This is a genomic window from Nonomuraea rhodomycinica, assembly GCF_013363995.1.
Classification (GTDB): Bacteria; Actinomycetota; Actinomycetes; order Streptosporangiales; family Streptosporangiaceae; genus Nonomuraea; species Nonomuraea rhodomycinica.
This window is the reverse complement of sequence record NZ_JABWGO010000015.1, coordinates 15698-33539: the sequence shown is the minus strand read 5'-3', so window position 1 is coordinate 33539 and position 17842 is coordinate 15698. Positions and strand designations below refer to the sequence as shown.

At 72.1% G+C, this 17842-nt stretch carries 25 protein-coding genes and 2 pseudogenes; 9 read left to right on the top strand and 18 right to left on the bottom strand.

The annotated features are described in order from the left end of the window. Window positions 1-92: 92 nt before the first annotated feature. Entirely contained in the window at window positions 93-470 is a 378-nt protein-coding gene (locus HT134_RS39895; protein ID WP_175605697.1) for a hypothetical protein, read from the bottom strand. A 152-nt stretch (window positions 471-622) separates the two neighbouring features. Between HT134_RS39895 and HT134_RS39890 the strand changes: the two genes are divergently transcribed. Then, window positions 623-1429, top strand: coding sequence for a UTRA domain-containing protein (locus tag HT134_RS39890; protein WP_175605696.1), 807 nt, complete (start codon window positions 623-625; stop codon window positions 1427-1429). Between the two features lie 101 nt (window positions 1430-1530). Here HT134_RS39890 and HT134_RS39885 read toward each other — a convergent pair. Continuing rightward, a pseudogene (locus HT134_RS39885) lies at window positions 1531-2473 on the bottom strand (AraC family transcriptional regulator). 74 nt (window positions 2474-2547) lie between these two features. Here HT134_RS39885 and HT134_RS39880 point away from each other — a divergent pair. Next, on the top strand, window positions 2548-3378 hold the full coding sequence (locus HT134_RS39880) for an NAD(P)H-binding protein (RefSeq protein ID WP_175605695.1): 831 nt from the start codon (window positions 2548-2550) through the stop codon (window positions 3376-3378). Window positions 3379-3397: 19 nt separating this feature from the next. On the opposite strand, the gene HT134_RS39875 is transcribed toward HT134_RS39880, so the two are convergent. Together HT134_RS39875 and HT134_RS39870 are read right to left on the bottom strand one after the other, a co-directional pair. After that, the gene (locus HT134_RS39875) at window positions 3398-3823 is read right to left on the bottom strand and encodes a hypothetical protein (protein ID WP_175605694.1); all 426 of its coding nucleotides are present in this window, start codon (window positions 3821-3823) and stop codon (window positions 3398-3400) included. Window positions 3824-3872: 49 nt separating this feature from the next. After that, window positions 3873-4502 (bottom strand): TetR/AcrR family transcriptional regulator, encoded by a 630-nt coding sequence (locus HT134_RS39870; protein ID WP_175605693.1) that lies wholly within the window; start codon window positions 4500-4502, stop codon window positions 3873-3875. 313 nt (window positions 4503-4815) lie between these two features. Between HT134_RS39870 and HT134_RS39865 the strand changes: the two genes are divergently transcribed. Genes HT134_RS39865 through HT134_RS39855 form a run of 3 tightly spaced genes read left to right on the top strand, consistent with a single transcriptional unit; the run spans window position 4816 to window position 6047 of the window. Further along, entirely contained in the window at window positions 4816-5178 is a 363-nt protein-coding gene (locus HT134_RS39865; RefSeq protein WP_175605692.1) for a type II toxin-antitoxin system RelE/ParE family toxin, read from the top strand. Between the two features lie 30 nt (window positions 5179-5208). After that, window positions 5209-5604: a helix-turn-helix domain-containing protein gene (locus HT134_RS39860; protein WP_175605691.1), complete on the top strand. Its 396-nt coding sequence runs from the start codon at window positions 5209-5211 to the stop codon at window positions 5602-5604. After that, window positions 5604-6047, top strand: a complete 444-nt coding sequence (locus HT134_RS39855; protein ID WP_175605690.1) for a hypothetical protein — start codon at window positions 5604-5606, stop codon at window positions 6045-6047. Before HT134_RS39860 ends, HT134_RS39855 begins: the two co-directional genes overlap by 1 nt. 25 nt (window positions 6048-6072) lie before the next feature. On the opposite strand, the gene HT134_RS39850 is transcribed toward HT134_RS39855, so the two are convergent. The 3 genes and pseudogenes from HT134_RS39850 to HT134_RS48220 all read right to left on the bottom strand — a co-directional run bounded on the left by HT134_RS39850 (window position 6073) and on the right by HT134_RS48220 (window position 6629). Further along, entirely contained in the window at window positions 6073-6432 is a 360-nt protein-coding gene (locus HT134_RS39850; RefSeq protein ID WP_376768147.1) for an SbtR family transcriptional regulator, read from the bottom strand. Window positions 6433-6456: 24 nt separating this feature from the next. After that, window positions 6457-6570, bottom strand: a pseudogene (locus tag HT134_RS48225) (helix-turn-helix domain-containing protein); the annotation flags it as partial. Next, on the bottom strand, window positions 6519-6629 hold the full coding sequence (locus HT134_RS48220; protein ID WP_217708917.1) for a hypothetical protein: 111 nt from the start codon (window positions 6627-6629) through the stop codon (window positions 6519-6521). The pseudogene HT134_RS48225 and the gene HT134_RS48220, both read right to left, overlap by 52 nt. 76 nt (window positions 6630-6705) lie before the next feature. Here HT134_RS48220 and HT134_RS39845 point away from each other — a divergent pair, with 76 nt between their 5' ends. Then, window positions 6706-7146 carry a nuclear transport factor 2 family protein gene (locus HT134_RS39845; RefSeq protein WP_175605688.1) on the top strand — a complete coding sequence of 147 codons (441 nt, stop codon included), beginning with the start codon at window positions 6706-6708 and terminating at the stop codon, window positions 7144-7146. Between the two features lie 13 nt (window positions 7147-7159). Here the strand turns inward: HT134_RS39845 and HT134_RS39840 are convergent, their stop codons facing one another. Then, window positions 7160-7789, bottom strand: a complete 630-nt coding sequence (locus HT134_RS39840; RefSeq protein ID WP_246366398.1) for a LysE family translocator — start codon at window positions 7787-7789, stop codon at window positions 7160-7162. A gap of 204 nt (window positions 7790-7993) precedes the next feature. On the opposite strand from HT134_RS39840, the gene HT134_RS39835 reads away from it, so the two are divergent. Then, window positions 7994-8833, top strand: a complete 840-nt coding sequence (locus tag HT134_RS39835; protein ID WP_175605686.1) for an SDR family oxidoreductase — start codon at window positions 7994-7996, stop codon at window positions 8831-8833. A 31-nt stretch (window positions 8834-8864) separates the two neighbouring features. Here the strand turns inward: HT134_RS39835 and HT134_RS39830 are convergent, their stop codons facing one another. Genes HT134_RS39830 through HT134_RS39805 form a run of 6 tightly spaced genes read right to left on the bottom strand, consistent with a single transcriptional unit; the run spans window position 8865 to window position 12668 of the window. After that, window positions 8865-9239 (bottom strand): nuclear transport factor 2-like protein, encoded by a 375-nt coding sequence (locus tag HT134_RS39830; protein WP_175605685.1) that lies wholly within the window; start codon window positions 9237-9239, stop codon window positions 8865-8867. Continuing rightward, complete coding sequence (locus tag HT134_RS39825) at window positions 9236-9814, bottom strand: MarR family winged helix-turn-helix transcriptional regulator (RefSeq protein ID WP_175605684.1); 579 nt, start codon at window positions 9812-9814, stop codon at window positions 9236-9238. Before HT134_RS39825 ends, HT134_RS39830 begins: the two co-directional genes overlap by 4 nt. 45 nt (window positions 9815-9859) lie before the next feature. Continuing rightward, window positions 9860-10195 (bottom strand): winged helix-turn-helix domain-containing protein, encoded by a 336-nt coding sequence (locus HT134_RS39820; protein WP_175605683.1) that lies wholly within the window; start codon window positions 10193-10195, stop codon window positions 9860-9862. Continuing rightward, window positions 10195-10668: a hypothetical protein gene (locus HT134_RS39815; RefSeq protein WP_175605682.1), complete on the bottom strand. Its 474-nt coding sequence runs from the start codon at window positions 10666-10668 to the stop codon at window positions 10195-10197. The genes HT134_RS39820 and HT134_RS39815 overlap by 1 nt, the downstream gene beginning before the upstream one ends. Window positions 10669-10722: 54 nt before the next feature. Beyond that, the gene (locus HT134_RS39810) at window positions 10723-11808 is read right to left on the bottom strand and encodes an FAD-dependent oxidoreductase (RefSeq protein ID WP_217708916.1); all 1086 of its coding nucleotides are present in this window, start codon (window positions 11806-11808) and stop codon (window positions 10723-10725) included. Then, window positions 11805-12668 carry an NAD(P)H-binding protein gene (locus HT134_RS39805; protein ID WP_175605681.1) on the bottom strand — a complete coding sequence of 288 codons (864 nt, stop codon included), beginning with the start codon at window positions 12666-12668 and terminating at the stop codon, window positions 11805-11807. Before HT134_RS39805 ends, HT134_RS39810 begins: the two co-directional genes overlap by 4 nt. An 81-nt stretch (window positions 12669-12749) precedes the next feature. On the opposite strand from HT134_RS39805, the gene HT134_RS39800 reads away from it, so the two are divergent. After that, window positions 12750-13721, top strand: a complete 972-nt coding sequence (locus tag HT134_RS39800; RefSeq protein ID WP_175605680.1) for an Lrp/AsnC family transcriptional regulator — start codon at window positions 12750-12752, stop codon at window positions 13719-13721. Window positions 13722-13782: 61 nt separating this feature from the next. On the opposite strand, the gene HT134_RS39795 is transcribed toward HT134_RS39800, so the two are convergent. Both HT134_RS39795 and HT134_RS39790 read right to left on the bottom strand, forming a co-directional pair. Then, complete coding sequence (locus HT134_RS39795; protein WP_175605679.1) at window positions 13783-14688, bottom strand: glycerophosphodiester phosphodiesterase family protein; 906 nt, start codon at window positions 14686-14688, stop codon at window positions 13783-13785. A 124-nt stretch (window positions 14689-14812) separates the two neighbouring features. After that, complete coding sequence (locus HT134_RS39790) at window positions 14813-15235, bottom strand: GNAT family N-acetyltransferase (RefSeq protein ID WP_175605678.1); 423 nt, start codon at window positions 15233-15235, stop codon at window positions 14813-14815. Between the two features lie 86 nt (window positions 15236-15321). Between HT134_RS39790 and HT134_RS39785 the strand changes: the two genes are divergently transcribed. Beyond that, window positions 15322-16017: a GNAT family N-acetyltransferase gene (locus HT134_RS39785; RefSeq protein ID WP_175605677.1), complete on the top strand. Its 696-nt coding sequence runs from the start codon at window positions 15322-15324 to the stop codon at window positions 16015-16017. 2 nt (window positions 16018-16019) lie between these two features. Here HT134_RS39785 and HT134_RS39780 read toward each other — a convergent pair whose 3' ends face one another. Both HT134_RS39780 and HT134_RS39775 read right to left on the bottom strand, forming a co-directional pair. Beyond that, window positions 16020-17303, bottom strand: coding sequence for an adenylosuccinate synthase (locus HT134_RS39780; RefSeq protein ID WP_175605676.1), 1284 nt, complete (start codon window positions 17301-17303; stop codon window positions 16020-16022). Window positions 17304-17404: 101 nt separating this feature from the next. Further along, window positions 17405-17815, bottom strand: coding sequence for a DUF3151 domain-containing protein (locus tag HT134_RS39775; RefSeq protein ID WP_217708914.1), 411 nt, complete (start codon window positions 17813-17815; stop codon window positions 17405-17407). Window positions 17816-17842: the final 27 nt, after the last annotated feature.

The following is a 17842-nucleotide window of genomic DNA, read 5'->3' as shown; positions in this document are numbered from 1 at the left end:
GAGCAGCCGGACAGCCGAGCCGCGCGTCCTCGCCGGACTGTGAGAGGTGCCCACGATCTTGACCCGTGCACCGATGCGCGGCGACGGCGCCCTCATTTCGTTCCTTCGTGTGTGGACAGGCAAGCGGCAGAGGACAGATCGTCGACCACCTCCGAAACCGAATGACGTCTGCGGAGGTCGGCGTAGCGGAAGGCCACTCGGCGTGCGGCCCGTGACGGATCTGTCGCCGGATGCCGTGCGTACACCGCTCTCTTGCGTCGGTCGTCCCAGCCTGCCCGCCACCAGAACCACACCCCGTCACACCACACGACCAGCCCGACCCAGACCGAAACCAGGGCGAGGTCGTACCCGTCATGCGTGTTCGCCGGTACGCCATGGTCCGCCAGGAGGGCGTCGCGCAGGAGGCCTGCGGACAGCTCTGCTTGCGTTTCCTTGCCGTTCTCAGGCACGGCAGTGCTCTGTTTCTGCATCGTTGACGCCCCAAAGCTCTCGATGCGATCCAGACCCCTGTCTGTCGGCGGTGTTCCAGCACCGCGCTCCGACGGGCGGGGGGCTCCTTAAGCCCGCCGCTATAGGGGGGCTAAAGTTGGTTGCTGCTGCTCGCCTAGGAGGCAACGCCCTGATGGACGTGAAGACGCTGAGGGAAGTCGCACAAGTGGGCGACCCGGTCGAACGAGCGCGAATCCTCAGCCGCCTCATGACCGAGGAGCAAGGGCTGGTGACCGAAGCGGCGAAGATGCGCCGCCAGGCCATCGCGGAGGCCCGCGAGTCCGGCATGAGCCTGGAGGACATCGCCGGACGGCTCGGCGTATCACCCGGGCGCATCTCCCAGATGCGAAAAGGGCCCGCCGCCCGTGCGCCTGAGGGGCCTGCCTCGCCTGCGCCCCGCGTGCTGGTGCAGCGTGCGCTGCCGACCGAGCCTGCCGTACGGGGCTCCAAGTCGTTGTTCCTCGCCGAGGCCGAACGGCAGGGGCTCAAGGCCGGTCGCCGGATGCTGTACGTGGGCACGGAGCCCTCCAGCGAGCACGTGGCGGCGTGTCTCCGGGTCGAGGCCGGCACGGACATCATCGCCCGGCGCAAGATGATGACGGCGAACGACGTGCCCGTGCGCATCGCGACCAGCTACTTCCGCGCCGACCTCTTCGGTGGCACCCGGATCGCCGAGCCCGAGTTCGTCCAGCCGTCGCTCCAGTCCGCGCTGACCGCGCTCGGTTACGCGTTCGGCCATGCGGAGGAGAACCTGACCGCCCGGCCGCCGACACCGTTCGAGCGCGAGACGTTGGAGCTGGAGTCCGGAGAGTGGATCGTCCAGGTCCTCCGCGCGAGCTATTCGACGGAGGACACGCCCGTCCACGTCCTGGAGACCATCTGTGCCGCGAGCCGTCACATCTTCCCGATCGGCCAGGTGTCCGGGTACGACGAGTTCTGATCGGCGATCATCTCGGCCGGCCGGCGTTCGAACGGGCCATGAGGGCCGTACGGCGATGCCTGGCCGCATCCGTTTCGAAGCGTCCGTGCGAGACGAGGGTCCTACCTGGCGGAACGGACCAGGTCGCTGGGTGGCACGCCGCGCACCCGTTTGAAGGCGTTGCTGAAGGCGAAGCCGTCGGCGTACCCCACCCTCCTGGCCACGGCGGCGACGGTGGTGCCGGGCTCGCGGAGGAGGTCGGCGGCGACGGTCATCCGCCACTCCCTGAGGTAAACCAGGGGCGGCTGCCCGACCAGTTCGGCGAAGCGCCGGGCGAAGACTGCCCGCGACATGCCCGCCTCCGCGCCCAGGGACGCGACCGTCCACGGGTGGGCCGGGCGTTCGTGCATCAGGCGCAGCGCCCGCCCGATCCGCGGATCGGCCAGGGCCCGGTAGCCGGGTGGGGCCTCGACGCCGGGCCGCGCGAACCACGACCGCAGAGCCCGTACCAGCAGCAGGTCCAGGAGCCGGTCGAGGATGACCTGCTGGCCCGGCTCCTCGCGGCCGATCTCGACCGCCAGCAGGTCCAGCAGCGGCGCGAACTCGGGGTCCGCCGGGATGACGGCCACCTCGGGCAGGGCCTTGAGCAGGCGCTCGGACACGTCGCCACGCAGCGGGTACTCGGCGGTGACGAACAGGTCGGAGCCGCCGGCGCCGAACCCGTACGTGCGCGGTCCCAGCACGAGGTTGGGCCGAGCCCCCGCGGGGCCGCCGTCCGTCGTCCAGCGGACCTCCTCGCCGTCGATCACGACCTGGGGCACCGTGCCCGGGCGGTCGGCCACGACGAACGGCCGCAGTCCGCGGACCAGGACGACGCCGCCTTCCCGTACCTGGACGGGAGCCGTGCCCTCGCGGACGATCCAGGACTCGCCGCGGAGCATCGCGCCCAGCGCCAGGGGGGGCGGGGTCGTCGTAACGCACCGCCCACGGCGGCTCGGCGACCGACTGGCAGAAGATCGCGCCCTGCGCCCGCACACCCGCGAGATAGTCCTCCAGGAGGTCCATGGTGAGACGATCTCACATGCCTGCGAGATAGACGGCCATGGATTGTCTCTCGCGGTACCTGGTGTGCTTGCCCCATGTCCGATTCACCTGTTCTCGTGCTCGGCGCCCGGGGCAAGACCGGCCGCCGCGTCGTCGATCGCCTCGACCGGCTCGGCCGTCCCTTCCGCGCGGCCTCCCGCTCCGGCGGGACCAGATTCGATTTCGCCGACCGTGACACCTGGCGGCCCGCCCTGGACGGCGCGGGGGCGCTCTACCTCGTCCCGATGAACGAAGCCGTGCCGGCCGCCACCGTGGAGGAGTTCCTGACGGCCGTGGCGCACGCCGGTGTGCGCCGGGTGGTGCTGCTGTCGGCGCGCGGCGTGGGGGGCGCGGCGGATCCGTACCAGGAGCCGGTCGAGCTGGCCCTGCGCGCGACGGACCTGGAGTGGACGATCCTGCGGCCGGCCTGGTTCGCGCAGAACTTCAGCGAGGGCCTGTTCCTGGAGCCGATCCTGTCCGGAGAGCTGGCGCTGCCGGCCGGGGAGGGCCGGGAGGCGTTCGTCGACGTCGAGGACATCGCCGACGTCGCGACCGCCGCGCTCACCCGGGACGGCCACGCGGGCGAGATCTACGAGCTGTCCGGCCCTGAACCGCTGTCGTTCCGCACGGCACTGGAGATGATCTCCGAAGCCGCCGGGCGGCGCGTCCGCTACACGGCGCTGGAGACCTCCCGGTTCACCGCCGCGCTGGCGGCTCAGGGGGTGCCTCCGGAGGCGGCCGACCTGGTGGCCGAGCTCCTGGGCCGGATCCGCGACGGCGCCGGTGAGCGTGCCAGCGACGACGTACGGCGGGTGCTCGGACGCGACCCGCGGCCGTTCGCCGACTACGTCAAGACGGCCGCCGCCGCGGGCGCCTGGAGCGACTGAGCGCGTCCGTACGGCACGTTCAGCGACGCGGGCCCGGGGCCGCCGGGCCCGCGGGGGAGGCGCGGAACGCGAGTACCGCCGCGCAGAGCAGCAACAGCCCGCATACGCCCTGTTCCGCGACCATCCAGCCCGGCAGCGGCACGAACAGCAGCACTCCCACCACCGCGACGAGGATCACGACGAGCACGATCCGCAGGCGCAGGAGCGCCCGATCGCCCGCGCGCCGGGCGGCACGGCGGGCGAACCCGAGGGTGAGGATCGACGTCGCCGCCACGATGACGCCACGCACCCAGGCCTGCGGGCTGACGAGGGACGGGGCGACGGCGGACAGGACGGCGATCGCCGCGACGGTGAGCAGGCTCAGCGTGGCGTAGGCGGCGATCAGGATCCTGGCGGTGTGCAGGCTGGAACGAGCGAGCGCGTCAGTGGGGTCCGGCGTGGTCACGAGGCATCCTCCAAGTCGACGGCGGCGGCGTGGACGGCGGTGGGGAGATTCACGGTGCGGAGGCGGACGCCGAGGCAGAGGGGGCCGGGGCGGGCTGGACGGCGCGCAGGAAGAGCGCGACGGTCTCACTGATGTAGTGCTCGACGTCCAGGTCGGGATGCCTGAGGAAGAGGAACGCCGCCATGTCGATGGCGGCGCGGATCGACAGGGCGGTGATCTCGGGGTCGAACGCCCCGAACTCGCCGCTGTCCTGGCCCGACTGGAGGAGCCGTCGAAGCGGCGCGGCAGCGTCCTCGACCTCGATGACCTGGACGGTTGTGGAGTTCTGCAGGATTCTCTGCGTCGCTCCGACGTGCGCGGCGTTGAGCGTGATGAAGCGCAGGTTCGACTCGAGGTAGGTGCGCAGCCTCTCGGCCGGGGTGCCGGCGGCGCGCAGACGCTCTGCCATGTACGCCGCGCCGGTCTCGAACAGCGTCGTGGCGACCGCCTGGTAGAGCTCCTCCTTGGAGGAGAAGTGATACAGCGCGTTTCCCTTGCTGGTGCCCGCCTCGCGGGCGATGCGCTCCAGTGAGGCGGCTCCGTAGCCGTCCTGGCTGATCACCTGGATCGCGGCGGCGATCAGGTCCTCCCGTCTGGCCCGCCGGGTACGGCTGAGGGCCGCCGATTCTCTCGACCGCATGGTCTGAAGTTAGACCCCTCGGTCGAAAAACGCAATGCCCGCTCATCGGTGACGGCCGCAGTTCGCGCAGTCCGCCCATGGCCGGCTCGCTCCGCCCTCGGCCGGAACGGGGACCAACGGCTCGGCCTGCTTTTTCCTTGCTTTCACCGTGTTCGCCTTCACCGCCCCCGCTGCGATTTCTGCCCTCAGGCCGATTGCAGCCGTCCGCCTGAATGGCGACCGCATGGCTCCGCTTTTCGCGCGGGCTCGTGTGGTGTGATCGCGGTAGATTGGCGACTCCAGCTGGCTCGGTGCCGGAACGCGAGGTGAGGAAGTGCAGGACAAGCCCGCCGCGGTCTGGCACTTCTATCGCACGCCCAACGGCCGCCCCGTCGTGAGCGAGGAAATTCGAGATGCCCTCGGCGACGGTTCCCCGAAGAAGGAATTGGGCGCACTCCTTGGCAGAATTCAGTACAACACGGCCTTACCTCGAGACACGCGATCTCTCGGTCAAGGGCTGTACGAAGCCCGCCTTACCCACACGAGCAATGAATATCGCCTTTACTTCGCGTACGGGCCACAGGGCGACCATGTGCTGCTGGCGCTCGCCTTCCACATGAAGGGCAGCAGGGGTGCTCAGGACCGAGTCATGGACCGTGCCAGGGATCGGCTGGCCGACTGGCTGGACAGAATATAAGGTGAAACCGATACGGGGAGGTTGATGGTGATGGACCCTCGCATCGCCGAGCTGCTGGGCATCGACCTGGACGACCCCCAGGTCCAGCGCGAGAACGCCGCGATCGACCGCGACATGCGGCTGATCGAGACGCTCGTCGGCATCCGCCGGCAGCGCGGTATGACGCAGGCCGAGGTCGCCGAGCGCATGGGTCGCAGCCAGCCCGCGGTCTCCGACTTCGAGCGGCTCGGTGGCGACCCTCATCTGTCCACCATCCGGCGCTACGCCCTGGCCATCGGCGTGGACGTGTCCCACACGGTCAGCGTTCCGGGTGAGGCCGGCCGGACGAGCTCCACACCGGCCAGGATCCAGGTGAGCGGCTGGGAGTCGCAGACGGCTCAGACCCTGGGCACGGCGAGCATCGACCTCAGGCGGGCCGCGGGGTGATGGAGGCGTTCCTCGTCCTCGCGGACTCCGGCAACACCGATCAGGCGACCGGCAAGGTCCACCTCCTCGGAGCCGGCTGGTCGCTGACCGGTCCTGTCGTGCCGCCTTCGGCCGTGGCCGGGTTCCTGCGGATTCCGTGGAACGACGTCAAGGAGGACTTCACCTTCCGCCTCAGGCTGGTCGATGACGCCAGGAACCCGGTGGAGATCCCGCTGGCCGACGGCCAGGCCAAGCCGGTGGGCTTCGAGGGCGGGCTCGACGTCGGCTTCGACCAGCCGCAGGAGGACGTCGCCCGCCGGATCCCGATGAACCTGTCCTTCTCCCTGAACATCCCCCCGCTGCCGCTGGTCCCCGGCAGGGTCTACGAGTGGATCCTGGACGTCGGGGAGGTCGAGGTGGCGTCCGTCCGGTTCGGCGTACGGCCGGAGACCGCCACCGTTTGAAGGCTCCTCCGCCCCGCTCCGCCGGCTACGGGCGCAGGCTGTCGAACACGAGGTCCGCCAGGCGGCCGGGCCGGGCGGTGTCGGCGCGGTGGCGTTCGCCGGTGACCGCGGCCAGGACGATGGCCTGCACATCCTGGTCGTCCACGTCGGTTCGCACCACGCCCGCGTCCTGAGCGCGGCCCAGGAGTTCCGTGAAGACCTGCCGCAACTGGACGGCCGCCTGCCGGGTGGCGTCCGCCAGGGGGACGCCCGCGCCGGCGAGCGCGTCGGTGAGGTCCTGTTTGGTGCCGGACTCGCGGACGAGCTGACGCAGGAACGGGAAGAAGGCCGAGCCGGAGCGGTCGCCTGCGAGCGCCTCGCGGGCCCGGACGGTGAGCCGCTCCAGGTGGTCGGTGACGACAGCCTCGTAGAGCGCCTCCTTGGTGGGGAAGTGCCGGTGGACGGTGCCCGGGCCGACCTCGGCTCGGCGCGCTATCTCGTCGAGCGACACCCCGGCGCCCTCGATGGCGAACGCCTGGCTCGCCGCCTCCAGGATCCGAGCTCTGTTCCGTCGCGCATCGGCTCGCACGCCCATCTCCTCACGATAGACAACCGGGGCAATCGCCCCGTATATTCAAAGCGGGGCGATCGCCCCGGATATCTGTCTCAGGAGTATGCCATGCCCGTTGCCACCACGCGCGAAGTAGTCACCCGGCTCCTCCGTCTGACCGCCACCGGTCCGTGCGAGGAGATGGCCGACCTGTTCGCCGAGGACGCCGTCTTCGAGTTCCCGTTCCAGCTGCCGGGCACGCCGCGGGAGGAGCAGGACCGCGAGACCTTCCGCGCCCACCTCAGGCAGGGCGCCCGGCTCCAGAGGTTCGAGTCGGTGGACGAGGTCGAGATCCGCGAGACCGCGGACCCGGAGGTGGTGGTCGTCGAGTACCGGCTGCGCGGCCTGGTCATCTCGACGGGAAAGCGGTTCGCCTCACGGATCGTCATGCTCGCCAGGATCCGCGACGGGTTGATCACCTGGTCGCGCACCTACTCCGACCCGCTCGACGGCGTGATCGCCTTCGACATGGTGGACGACCTGCTCGCCGGCCTGTCCGCCGGCCGGTGACAGGGGAGCCGCGCTACGGCTTGCTCGTCAGGGCGAGGCGGACGGCCAGGCCGATCAGCAGGGTTCCCGACACGTACTCCAGGCGACGGCGTACGGCGGGCCGCTTGAAGAACCCCTCGGCCGCGCCGACCAGCCGGACGATCCCCAGGTACCACGCCAGGTCGATGAGGGCCGAGGCCACCGCCAGGAGCAGCAGTGTCGGCAGCGCCGGAGCCCCCTCGGGCACGAACTGCGGCAGGAAGGAGAGCGCGAACACGCCGGCCTTCGGATTGGCCAGGTTCGTCAGCAGCCCCGACCGGTAGCAGCTCCACAGTGAGGGGCCGGCGGGCGACGACGCGGCCAGGTCTGCGGACGGGGCGCCCTCGGCGCCGCGCCGCGCCTGCCACAACATCCGCGCGCCGAACCACACCAGCACGACCGCGCCGACGATCCGCATGATGTCGAAGGCGAGCTCGGACACGACAAGCAGCGCGGACAGGCCGAACGCCGCCGCCAGGCACCACGCCAGCCACCCGGTCTCGTTGCCGAGCACGGTCGCCACTCCCGCCGGCCGGCCCGCGCGGATGGACTGCCGCAGGATCACCACGGTGGTGGGTCCGGGAATCATGGACATCAGCAGGGAGGCGATCGCGAAAGCGATCATGCCACTCAGGAGCATCCGTCTTCCCTTCCGCGAGCCCGCCCGCGAGCCCTTCCGCGAGCCCTTTCGGCTGCGTTGCGCGAAGGAGCCCGATGGCTCGACATAACCCTAGATGGCCGCTTTGCGAGATTCGACGCCAGGTCTCATCGCTCCCGCCATCATGAGGGGTACCGCCGGGCGACGTGACGGAAGGACAGGTGACCCTCCATGAGGCTGCTCATCGTCGGAGGCACCGGCTTTCTGGGCGGAGAACTGGCCCGGCGGGCGCTCGCGGCCGGTCACACCGTGGCCGCGACCTTCCTGACCCGCCCCGGCGCGATCCCGGACGTGAGCTGGTCGCCTCTCGACGTCCGTGACCGCAAGGCCGTCGCCGGGCTGGTCGGCGCGCTGGCGCCGGACGTCGTCGTCAACGCCGCGTATGGCAAGGCGGACTGGACGGCGACCGCGGACGGCGCCGCCCACGTGGCGCTCGCCGTCGCGGCGGCCGGCGGGCGGCTCGTGCACGTGTCCAGCGACGCGGTCTTCTCGGGCGAGGCGGTCACCTACGCCGAGGACCGTGTGCCGGACCCGGTCTCGCCGTACGGGGCGGCGAAGGCGGCGGCCGAGGTGGCGGTGCGGGCGATCGCGCCGGGCGCGGCGGTCGTCCGGACATCCTTGATCATCGGTGGCGGCCGATCCGGCCACGAGTCGTTCGTGCGCGCGCTGGCGACCGGTGAGAGACAGGGCGTGCTGTTCACGGACGACGTGCGCTGCCCGGTGCACGTCGAGGACCTGGCCGAGGCTCTGCTGGAGCTCGCCGCGTCCGGCCGCCCGGGGATCCACCACGTGGCCGGTGCCGACGCGGTGAGCCGGTACGAGCTCGGCTGTCTCGTCGCGCGCCGGGACAGGCTCGATCCGGCGCGACTGGCGCGCGGCCGGCGGGCGGACACGGATGTGCCCGGCCCGCTCGACGTGCGGCTGGACTGCACGGCGACACAGCGGTCGCTGAGGACGCGGCTGCGGGGCGCGCGGGAGTTCCTGGGACGGCGCGCGGGAGCCCTGGGATAGGGGGAGCCCTGGGATAGGGGGAGGGCGTCGCTCAGGGCTCGATGTGCGCCTTCATCGGCTGCCACGGCGCGGCGTCGAAGAGCAGCATGATCGAGACGATCTTCCCGTCGGCCAGGCGGAAGTGCTCGGCCGTGCGCTGGGTGCCGACCGGTGTCGCGGTGTGCACGTCGTACACGAGCGTCGCCTCCGCGTCCCCGTACAGCTCGCTGATCAGGTCGACGCCCGTCACGATCGACACGAACCCCGGCAGGGTGGCCAGATGGCCTTCCCGGTCCTCCGAGGTGATGAACGGGCTCTGGAAGCGGAACGGCTCTCCCAGGTGCTCGGCCGCCGCGCCCACGTCCCCGCGGAAGCGCGCCTCGTGGTAGCCGCGCACGGTGCGCCGGGTCCGCTCAGCGGCGGTCATGGCTGTTCCCCGTTCCGGGACAGGTGGGAGAGGCGGTCGGCGAGGTGATGCTGGTTGGCGGCCAGCCGCAGGCACAGGTCGCGGAAGGTGACCAGCTCCTCGGCGGAGAACCCCTGGAACATGGCCCGCATGGCCCGCCGGGACGGCTCGCGGAACGCCTCGATCCAGGCCCGTCCGGCGGGAGTGATCCGGGCCAGCACCGAGCGCCGGTCGTCCGGGTCGGGGACCCGGCGGGCGAGCCCGTCGTTCTCCAGGGTGTCCACCAGGCCGGTGACGTTGCGGGAGCTGACCCCGGCGGCCCGGGCCAGCTCGCCGATGCTGATGCCCTTGTCGCTGCCGTTCAGCCGGAGCAGCAGGTCCAGCGCGCCCGCGCTGACGCCACGGCCCCGGGAGCCGTGCGCGCGCATGCGCTCGACGGAGTGGTAGGCGGTGCGGACGGCCGCGCCCGCCTCGAAGGTGAGCAGGGTGAGGGGGTCGGCGGGGTCGCCGCCGGCGAATTCGGCCATGGCGGCTCTGACGCGGGGGTCGTAGAGGGAGCCGTCGGGGTCGCGGTCGTAGTTATGTACGTCCTTCATGATAAGGAAAGAGAATAGTACGTCCTTCCCAATCCTGCGAGCCCGTCACCGGGCGCCTCCGCCCGGCTCCCGTACGGGCTGCTCCGGCGGCCGGTGGGCGAGTGCGACGATCCGTTGCAGGGCCGCCGCGTGCCGCTGGAACGCCTGCCTGCCCTGCGGGGTGAGCTGCACGAACGTCCGCCGGCCGCGCTTGTCCTGGTCCTTCCGCACCGCCACGTACCCGGCCGCCGCCAGCGCCGAGACCTGCTTGGACAGCGCGGAGTCGCTGGTCTCGACGCTGTCCCTGATGAAACCGAACTCCACCCAGTCGGCCGGCGCCAGCACCGCGACGATCGCCAGCCGCGCCGGCACGTGCAGGAACTCGTCGAAACCCGGTTCCATCAGATCGGCCCGCCGTCCTGCCGGACGATCGCCTTCAGGGCGCGGCGGTTCAGGGGCGTGGCGGCGACGTACGCCACCGCCGCCAAGGCCGCGCCGACCATGGCCTGGGACGGCAGACCCTCGGCCGGCACGGCCAGCAGCGCCCAGGCGGCGATGCGGCCGATGGAGTAGATGACGACGAAGAAGGCCAGCAGCCCCAGGTGGAACAGCAGCTCCTGAGGGATGAACTTCCGGCGGGTGCAGGCTCGGTGCTCGCGCAGGATCCCGATGCCCCCGTACAGTGCGGCGCCGAGAGCGCCCCCGACGAAGTTCCAGGGGCGCTCCAGGTCGGTCGAGGCGAACGCGACGAAGAGCCCGAGCGCCGCCAGGATCACGAAGGGCGGCGAGAAGCTCTGGCGGACGATCTCGTCGCGCGTCCTGTCCTGGAGGCGGCGGACGGCGTCGAGCGAGGCTTGGGCGTCGTGAGGGTTCATCTACCATCCCGGTGCTCTAGTACTTTCCTATGAGGAAAGTACCATCTACTTTCCTCATAGGAAAGTAGGCAGTGGGAGGGGGTCCTGGCCGAGGAAGCGGGCCCCGTTGGCGGCGGAGGCCCGCACGGCGGCGAAGCCGTACTCGATCATCTCCGCCTCGTACGCCCGCACCGCCTCCCGCGGATCCCCGCCGCGGGCCGAGGTCGAGGCGAGGGCCGAGGCGAGGGTCGTCGCGTCGCGCAGGGCGACGTTGGCCCCGGCCCCCGCCGCCGGGCTCATCGCGTGCACGGCGTCCCCCAGCAGCGTGACCCGCGTCGCCGGCCAGGGCGGCACCGGCACGCTGGTCCGCAGCTCCAGCGGGACGATCTCCGTCCAGTGGGCGATCATGTCGTGGACCCGGGGGTGCCAGCCGGGCGTCAGCTCCATGACCAGGGCGCGCAGCTCCTCCTGGCTCATCAGGTCCAGGCCGGGAGGGAGGTCCTCGGCGCGGGCGCCGAAGGAGCACGTCGCGTAGCCCCGGGTGGGCGCCACCCCCACGGTCCGGTGGCCGGGCCCGGTGATCGCGGTGAACACGTTGCCCATGTCGTACGCCAGGCCCAGCGGGATCTTGCCGTAGAGCTGGACCAGGCCGGTGCCCACGACCCGGGCATGGGGCAGGTAGCGCCCCCGCACGGCGGAGCCGATCCCGTCGGCCCCCACCAGCACGTCCCCCGCGACGGCGGTCCCGTCCGCGAACAGCGCCACCACCGAGCCCCGTCCCGTCTCGAAGCCCGTCAGGCGGGCTCCGAACGTGACGGCGTCCTCCACATCGGCCAGCAGCGCCCGGCGCAACGCCTCGCGGTCCACGGACAGGTGCCGACCGCCGTGCTCCACGACGTCCAGCACGTTCAGCCCGGGGTCGAGGCGGACGAAGCGCGGCTCCGGCACGTGCGCCCCGGCCAGGAACTCCTCCCACCGCCCGGCCGGCAGCGCCGAGGAGAGCGCCTCGATGCCCGGCTCGCCCAGGTGCAGCCGGTACCCCTGGCGGCGGGAGCTCACCGCGGGGTCGCGCTCATGGACGGCCACCTCGATCCCGGCCCCGCGCAGCGCGTTGGCCAGGCACAGCCCGCCGACCCCCGCGCCGGCCACGATCACCTTCACGGCAGGAACCTCTCGAACGCGGCGGCGTGCTCGACGGCCCACGCGGCGAGCGTGGCGGGAGGCGTCCCGGTGATCTCCTCGACCGTCGCGGTGACGGACGGCGGCGGGGCCGCCGCCATCCTCGCGTACCCGTCGAGGAGCTCGTCCACGAACGAGCCGGGGAAGGACGGGTCCGCCAGCAGCCGCGCGCGCTCCTGCTCGCGCGACAGCTCCTGCCAGCGCAGCGGCCGGCCGACGGCCTCGCCGATCACCCGTACCTGCTCGGCCTGCGTCAGCACCTCCGGGCCCGTCAGCGTGTAGCGGCGTCCCGCGTGCCCGGGGCTGGTCAGCGCGCTGACCGCCGCCGCGGCGATGTCGTCCTCGTGGATCGGCGTCATCGCCACCGAGCCGTACGCCCCCCGGACGGTGTCGCCGGCCCTGATCTGGTCGGCCCACCACAGAGTGTTGGCCATGAACGTGCCGGGGCTCAGCACCGTCCACTCCATGCCCGACTGCCGGATCAGGTGCTCGACGGTGGCGTGCCAGCGGGCGACGGGGTTCGGCTGCCGCTCGGGCGGCAGCTCGGGACGCACCCCGCCGCCGGTCATGAAGACGACGCGGCGCGCGCCGCGCTTGATCGCGTCGAGGTACGGGGCCGCCCGCTCGTCCGAGTGGAACGGCCACATGAGGAACACCGCCTCGACGCCGTCCATGACGCCGGGCGCGGTCAGGTCGGGGACGACCACCTCGACCCCCTCGGGGAGCCGGGCGGACTCGGGACGGCGGCTGGTGGCGCGCACGGCGGCGCCCGACCAGGACAGCCGCTCGACCACCCTCCTGCCGACGTTGCCGGTGGAGCCGAAGACCAGGTAAGTGCTCATGCCGCAACGATCGTCCCGGCGGGCCGGGCGACGCACCTCGGACCCGGCTGAGTGCTCATTTCCATCGTGAAATCATGAAATATGGAGAAAAGCGGCTCGCTTGATGCGATCGACCTCGCTCTCGTGCACGCCCTGCAGCTCGACGGGCGGGCCGCCTTCAGCCGGATCGGCGAGGTGCTGGGCGTCTCGGAGCACACGATCGCCCGGCGCTACCGGAGGCTGCGCGGGGAGGGCCTGCTGCGCGTCGTCGGCGTCCTCGACGGCACCCTGGACGGGCACACCTCCTGGGCGGTGCGACTCGTCTGCACGCCCGACGCCGCCGGGCCCGTGGCCGAGGCGCTGGCCCGCCGCGACGACACGGTGTGGGTGCGCCTGATGTCCGGCGGCACCGAGATCGTCTGCGGCGTCCACGCGGCCGGCGAGGACGGCGGTGAGCTGCTGCTGAAGAAGCTGCCGCGCACGCCCCGCGTCGTCGCCATGACCGCGCACGCGTTCCTCCACATGTACGCGGGATGGCGCAGCCGCGTCGCCGTCCTCTCCGACGATCAGGCGGCCCGGCTGCGTTTCGGTCCCCAGTCGCCGCCCGTCCCGCCGTCCCCGGCGGCGGTCCTCCTCAGCGAGCAGGACCGCGCCGTGCTGCGGGTGCTCGCCCAGGACGGGCGGGCCGGTCACGGCGAGCTGGCGGCGGCCGCGCGCTGCTCGCAGTCCACGGTACGGCGGCGCCTCGACCACCTCCGCGGCGCCGGCGCGCTCAGGTTCGACGTCGAGATCCCGTCACAGGCCCTCGGCCACCGGGCCGAGGCGTGGCTGTGGATGAAGGTGCGCCCGTCGCGGCTGGCGGAGGTCGGGGCGGCGCTGGCGGCGCACCCGGAGGTGGACGTGGCCGCGGCCATCACCGGCCCGAGCAACCTCATGGCCGGAGTGACCTGCCGGGACACGCAGGATCTGTACCGGTACCTGACCGAGCGGGTGGCGCCCCTGGAGGGCGTGCGGGAGCTGGAGACGTCCCCCGTCATCCGCACGGTCAAGCGGGTGGGCGCCGTCCTGCCGTGAATTCCGCGCGGGCTCGGCCGGAGACGGGCCTCAGGGCTCGGACGAAGACGGGCCTCAGGGCTCAGACGGAGACGGGCCTCAGGGGCTCGACCGGGCCGGGCAGCGGCAGGCCGCGCTCGCGCCACAGCTCCCGCATCCGGTCGGGGTAGTCGGTCACGATCCCCGACACCCCGAGATCCAGCATGCGCGCCGCCAGCTCGGTGTCGTTGACCGTCCAGACCGCCACGTCCAGGCCCGCCGCGGCGGCCTGGGACATCAGGTGCTCGTCCACCATCACGTGCTCGGGCGACAGTGTGGTGGCCCCGGCGTCGCGGGCGGCGGCGGGGACGTCGTCGCCCAGCTCGCCGTTCCAGTGCAGGGTGTCGGGCTCGATCAGCGCGAAGCGCCGCGTGCCGGGCGCCATGGCCGCCGCCTGCGCGATGACGCGCCAGTCGAAGCTGAGGATGGCCACGTTGTCCAGCCGGCCGTGCCGGTCGAGCTCGTCGATCACCAGCCCGGTGAACAGCTCGGGGTCGGCGGTCAGCTCGGGCCTGGTCGGGTCGGACTTGAGCTCGACGTGCAGGCGCACGGAGTCGGCCTCGTAGGCGTTGACCAGGCCGAGGACCGCGCCGAGCGTGGGCATGCGGGTCTCGGGGATCGCCACCTGGGTGATCGCGAACGGGTCGTCGGGGTGCCGCGGCAGCCGCACGCCCACGTCGAGGGTGCGGAGCTGGGCGAGCGTGAGGGAGTTGATCGGCTTGCCGACGTACGGGAACGCCGGGTCGCCGGCCCGTGCCGGCCGCGTGTCGGCGCTCGTGACGGCCGAGACCGTGAGGTCGTGCGTGAGCACGAGCCGCCGGTCGGCGGTGAGCGCGACGTCCAGCTCCAGTGCGTGGACCCCGAGCTCCAGCGTGCGGCTCAGGCCGGGCAACGTGTTCTCGGGCCAGAGGCCCCTAGCCCCCCGATGGCCATGTATCTCAACGCGCACACCCGGACCCTACCGGGCCCCCGCCACCTTCCAGCGCCGCCACGCCGCATCCTTTTTGCCCGCAATATCCCGATGCATGGAGCCGGGCGGCTCCGGGAAGGCCCGTCGAACATCGAGCTGTAGATCATCGGGGCGGGCCGTCGAACGCCCAGCTGTAGATCACCTGGTCCGCCTCCGCGTCGCCGCCCGCGCCCGCGTACGTCGCCCGGGCCGGCGCGTTGTCCCCGCCCGTCGCCGTCCACAGCCCGTACAGGCCGCGCTCCCGGGCCAGCCGGGCCAGGGCCAGCACCAGCGCCCGCGCGATGCCCTGTCCGCGGAAGCGCTCGTCCACGCCCAGCTCGTACAGGAACATCTCCGTGCCCTTGTCCGGGTGCGTCATCTCCACGCCGGTGACCATCCCGGCGGGCGTCCCGTCCACGTACGCGATGAGGAGGTGGTGCCCCTCGTCCGCCAGGAACCTGGCGGTGGCCTCCCGCCGCGGCGTGGCGTCGAAGAGGTGGCCGGCCGCCTCGACGGCCTCGGACGCGGTGACCCGGCGGATTTCCATGGGGCCGAGGGTAGGTGTCCGATGTGAGGCGTCGCATGCCCTTTTTGCCTGGATAGTTGCAATCTTCGTGCAATAAGCTGACCGCCATGACGGGGGCTCTCAAAACGGTCCGGCCGGAGCCGGTGCTGGCATGGGTCTACGGCTGGGTGGTCTCCCGCGACGCCCCCACACCGGTGCGCGAGCCGTGGGGCCTGCGCGTGGACGTCGGCTTGCCCGGCCACATGGTGCGCCACGTCGTCCCGGCGCCCACCCCGGCCACCCTGCGCCATCTCACCGCCCTGCCGAGCGTTCCCGGCACCTGGCTGAAGCTCTGCGCGCCGCGCGAGGAGGTCGCGCCCTGGCTGCCGCCGTCCTGGGACGTGCAGGAGCAGGAGTACCTGATGACCACCCCGCTCGACCCCGCGCCGCCGCGGACCAGGGGCGTCAGCGGCCCGACGGCCGCCGCGCGGGCCGGCGTGGCCGCGCCCCACGGCTACACGCTGGCCGTCACCACGCGCGCCGGCGTCACCGTCGCCCGCCTGCTCACCGCCGCCGGCGAGATGGCCGCGCGCGGCCAGCTGGCCATCGCCGGCGCCACCGCGGTCGTGGACAAGGTCGAGACCGCCCCGAACCACCGGCGGCGCGGCCTCGGCACCGTCGTCATGCGCGCGCTGACCGCGACCGCCGCGGCGGGCGGCGCCGCCGACGGGGTGCTCGTCGCCACCCCCGCCGGCCGCTCCCTCTACGAGACCCTGGGCTGGGCCGTCCACACGCCCATGACCGCCGCGGTCCTCGCCGGATAACCTCAGGTCAGCGGGCGCAGCACCAGGGTGGCGTCGCGCGCCGGGCCCACGCCGACCGCGCTGATCGGGGCGCCGCTCATCTCCTCCAGCGCCCGGACGTACGCCTGGGCGTTGGCCGGCAGGTCCTCGAAGGTCTTGGCCCCCGTGATGTCCTCCTGCCAGCCGGGCAGCTCCTCGTAGATCGGCTTGGCGTGGTGGAAGTCGGTCTGCGTCATCGGGATCTCCTCGTGCCGCACGCCGTCCACCTCGTACGCCACGCAGACCGGGATCGTCTCCAGCCCCGACAGGACGTCCAGCTTGGTGAGGAAGAAGTCGGTCACGCCGTTGATGCGCGTGGCGTACCGGGCGATGACCGCGTCGAACCAGCCGCAGCGGCGGTTGCGGCCCGTGGTGACGCCGTACTCGCCGCCGGTCGTGCGCAGCCAGTCGCCCATCTCGTCGGTCAGCTCGGTCGGGAACGGGCCCGAGCCGACGCGCGTCGTGTACGCCTTGAGGATGCCGATGACCTTCGTCAGCCGGGTCGGCGGGATGCCGGAGCCGGCGCACGCGCCGCCCGAGGTGGGCGAGGACGAGGTGACGAACGGGTACGTGCCGTGGTCGATGTCGAGCAGCGTGCCCTGACCGCCCTCCAGCAGCACGAGCTTGCCGTCGTCCAGCGCCTTCGACAGCACCAGCGAGGTGTCGGCGATGTGCGGCTTGAGCCGCTCGGCGTAGCCGAGGTACTCCTCCAGGACCCGCTCCGACTCGATGCCGCGCCGGTTGTAGACCTTGGTCAGCACCTGGTTCTTCTCGATCAGGGCCGACTCGATCTTCTTGGCCAGGATGCCCGGGTCGAGCAGGTCCTGCACGCGCACGCCCATGCGGTAGATCTTGTCGCCGTACGCGGGGCCGATGCCGCGCCCGGTCGTGCCGATCTTGGCCTTGCCGAGGTAGCGCTCGGTGACCTTGTCCAGCGCCCGGTGGTGGGGCATGATCAGGTGCGCGTTGGCGGAGATCAGCAGCCGCTCCGCCGAGATGCCCCGGGCGGCCAGCCCGTCGATCTCGTCCAGCAGCACGCGCGGGTCGATGACCACGCCGTTGCCGATCACCGGCACCACCTCGGGCGACAGGATGCCCGTGGGGAGCAGGTGCAGCGCGTACTTCTGGTCGCCGATGACCACGGTGTGGCCCGCGTTGTTGCCACCCTGGTACCGGACGACGTAGTCGACGTCGCCTCCGAGCAGGTCGGTGGCCTTGCCCTTGCCCTCATCGCCCCATTGGGCGCCCACGAGAACGACAGCCGGCATGGTTCTAGTCTCCCGAGCACAAAACGAAACCCCTGGCGCAAGCGCGACAGGGGCTCTTGCGTGCAGAGACTACCCGACTGTGCCTGTCTGTCCCAAGGGGGCTATCCGGCCGTCAGCGCGTCGTAGGCGGCCTCGTCGCTGTCCTTGAGGAACTGCACGCACCGCTCGGCCTCGTCCTTCTCACCGATGGCCTGGGCGGCCCTGGCCAGTGCGTACAGGCAGCGCAGGAAGCCGCGGTTGGGCTCGTGCTCCCACGGGATCGGCCCGTGCCCCTTCCAGCCGTTGCGGCGCAGCTGGTCGAGCCCGCGGTGGTAGCCCGTGCGGGCGAAGGCGTAGGAGGTCACGGCGTGCCCCTGCGCGAAGTACTCCTCCGCGAGAGCGGCCCAGGCCGCCGGGTGGGCGGGGAAGCGGGCGGCCACGTCGGAGGGCTTGGCCCCGGATTCGAGCGCCTCCCTGGCCTCGGGCAGGTCCGGCAGGTAGGTCGGGGGCGGCCCGGCGAGAAGGTTGTCCATAGGACAAGTCATACCCGCCGGGCCCCG

Coding starts and splice junctions, on each gene's coding strand:
- HT134_RS39780 (WP_175605676.1), bottom strand. CDS start 17,303: ATGCCGGCTGTCGTTCTCGTGGGCGCCCAATGGGGCGATGAGGGCAAG.
- HT134_RS39775 (WP_217708914.1), bottom strand. CDS start 17,815: ATGGACAACCTTCTCGCCGGGCCGCCCCCGACCTACCTGCCGGACCTG.
- HT134_RS39835 (WP_175605686.1), top strand. CDS start 7,994: ATGAGGCTGCTCATCGTCGGAGGCACCGGCTTTCTGGGCGGAGAACTG.
- HT134_RS39800 (WP_175605680.1), top strand. CDS start 12,750: ATGGAGAAAAGCGGCTCGCTTGATGCGATCGACCTCGCTCTCGTGCAC.
- HT134_RS39830 (WP_175605685.1), bottom strand. CDS start 9,239: ATGACCGCCGCTGAGCGGACCCGGCGCACCGTGCGCGGCTACCACGAG.
- HT134_RS39840 (WP_246366398.1), bottom strand. CDS start 7,789: ATGATCGCTTTCGCGATCGCCTCCCTGCTGATGTCCATGATTCCCGGA.
- HT134_RS39825 (WP_175605684.1), bottom strand. CDS start 9,814: ATGAAGGACGTACATAACTACGACCGCGACCCCGACGGCTCCCTCTAC.
- HT134_RS39855 (WP_175605690.1), top strand. CDS start 5,604: ATGGAGGCGTTCCTCGTCCTCGCGGACTCCGGCAACACCGATCAGGCG.
- HT134_RS39805 (WP_175605681.1), bottom strand. CDS start 12,668: ATGAGCACTTACCTGGTCTTCGGCTCCACCGGCAACGTCGGCAGGAGG.
- HT134_RS39890 (WP_175605696.1), top strand. CDS start 623: ATGGACGTGAAGACGCTGAGGGAAGTCGCACAAGTGGGCGACCCGGTC.
- HT134_RS39895 (WP_175605697.1), bottom strand. CDS start 470: ATGCAGAAACAGAGCACTGCCGTGCCTGAGAACGGCAAGGAAACGCAA.
- HT134_RS39790 (WP_175605678.1), bottom strand. CDS start 15,235: ATGGAAATCCGCCGGGTCACCGCGTCCGAGGCCGTCGAGGCGGCCGGC.
- HT134_RS39785 (WP_175605677.1), top strand. CDS start 15,322: ATGACGGGGGCTCTCAAAACGGTCCGGCCGGAGCCGGTGCTGGCATGG.
- HT134_RS39845 (WP_175605688.1), top strand. CDS start 6,706: ATGCCCGTTGCCACCACGCGCGAAGTAGTCACCCGGCTCCTCCGTCTG.
- HT134_RS39860 (WP_175605691.1), top strand. CDS start 5,209: ATGGACCCTCGCATCGCCGAGCTGCTGGGCATCGACCTGGACGACCCC.
- HT134_RS39820 (WP_175605683.1), bottom strand. CDS start 10,195: ATGGAACCGGGTTTCGACGAGTTCCTGCACGTGCCGGCGCGGCTGGCG.
- HT134_RS39815 (WP_175605682.1), bottom strand. CDS start 10,668: ATGAACCCTCACGACGCCCAAGCCTCGCTCGACGCCGTCCGCCGCCTC.
- HT134_RS39870 (WP_175605693.1), bottom strand. CDS start 4,502: ATGCGGTCGAGAGAATCGGCGGCCCTCAGCCGTACCCGGCGGGCCAGA.
- HT134_RS39880 (WP_175605695.1), top strand. CDS start 2,548: ATGTCCGATTCACCTGTTCTCGTGCTCGGCGCCCGGGGCAAGACCGGC.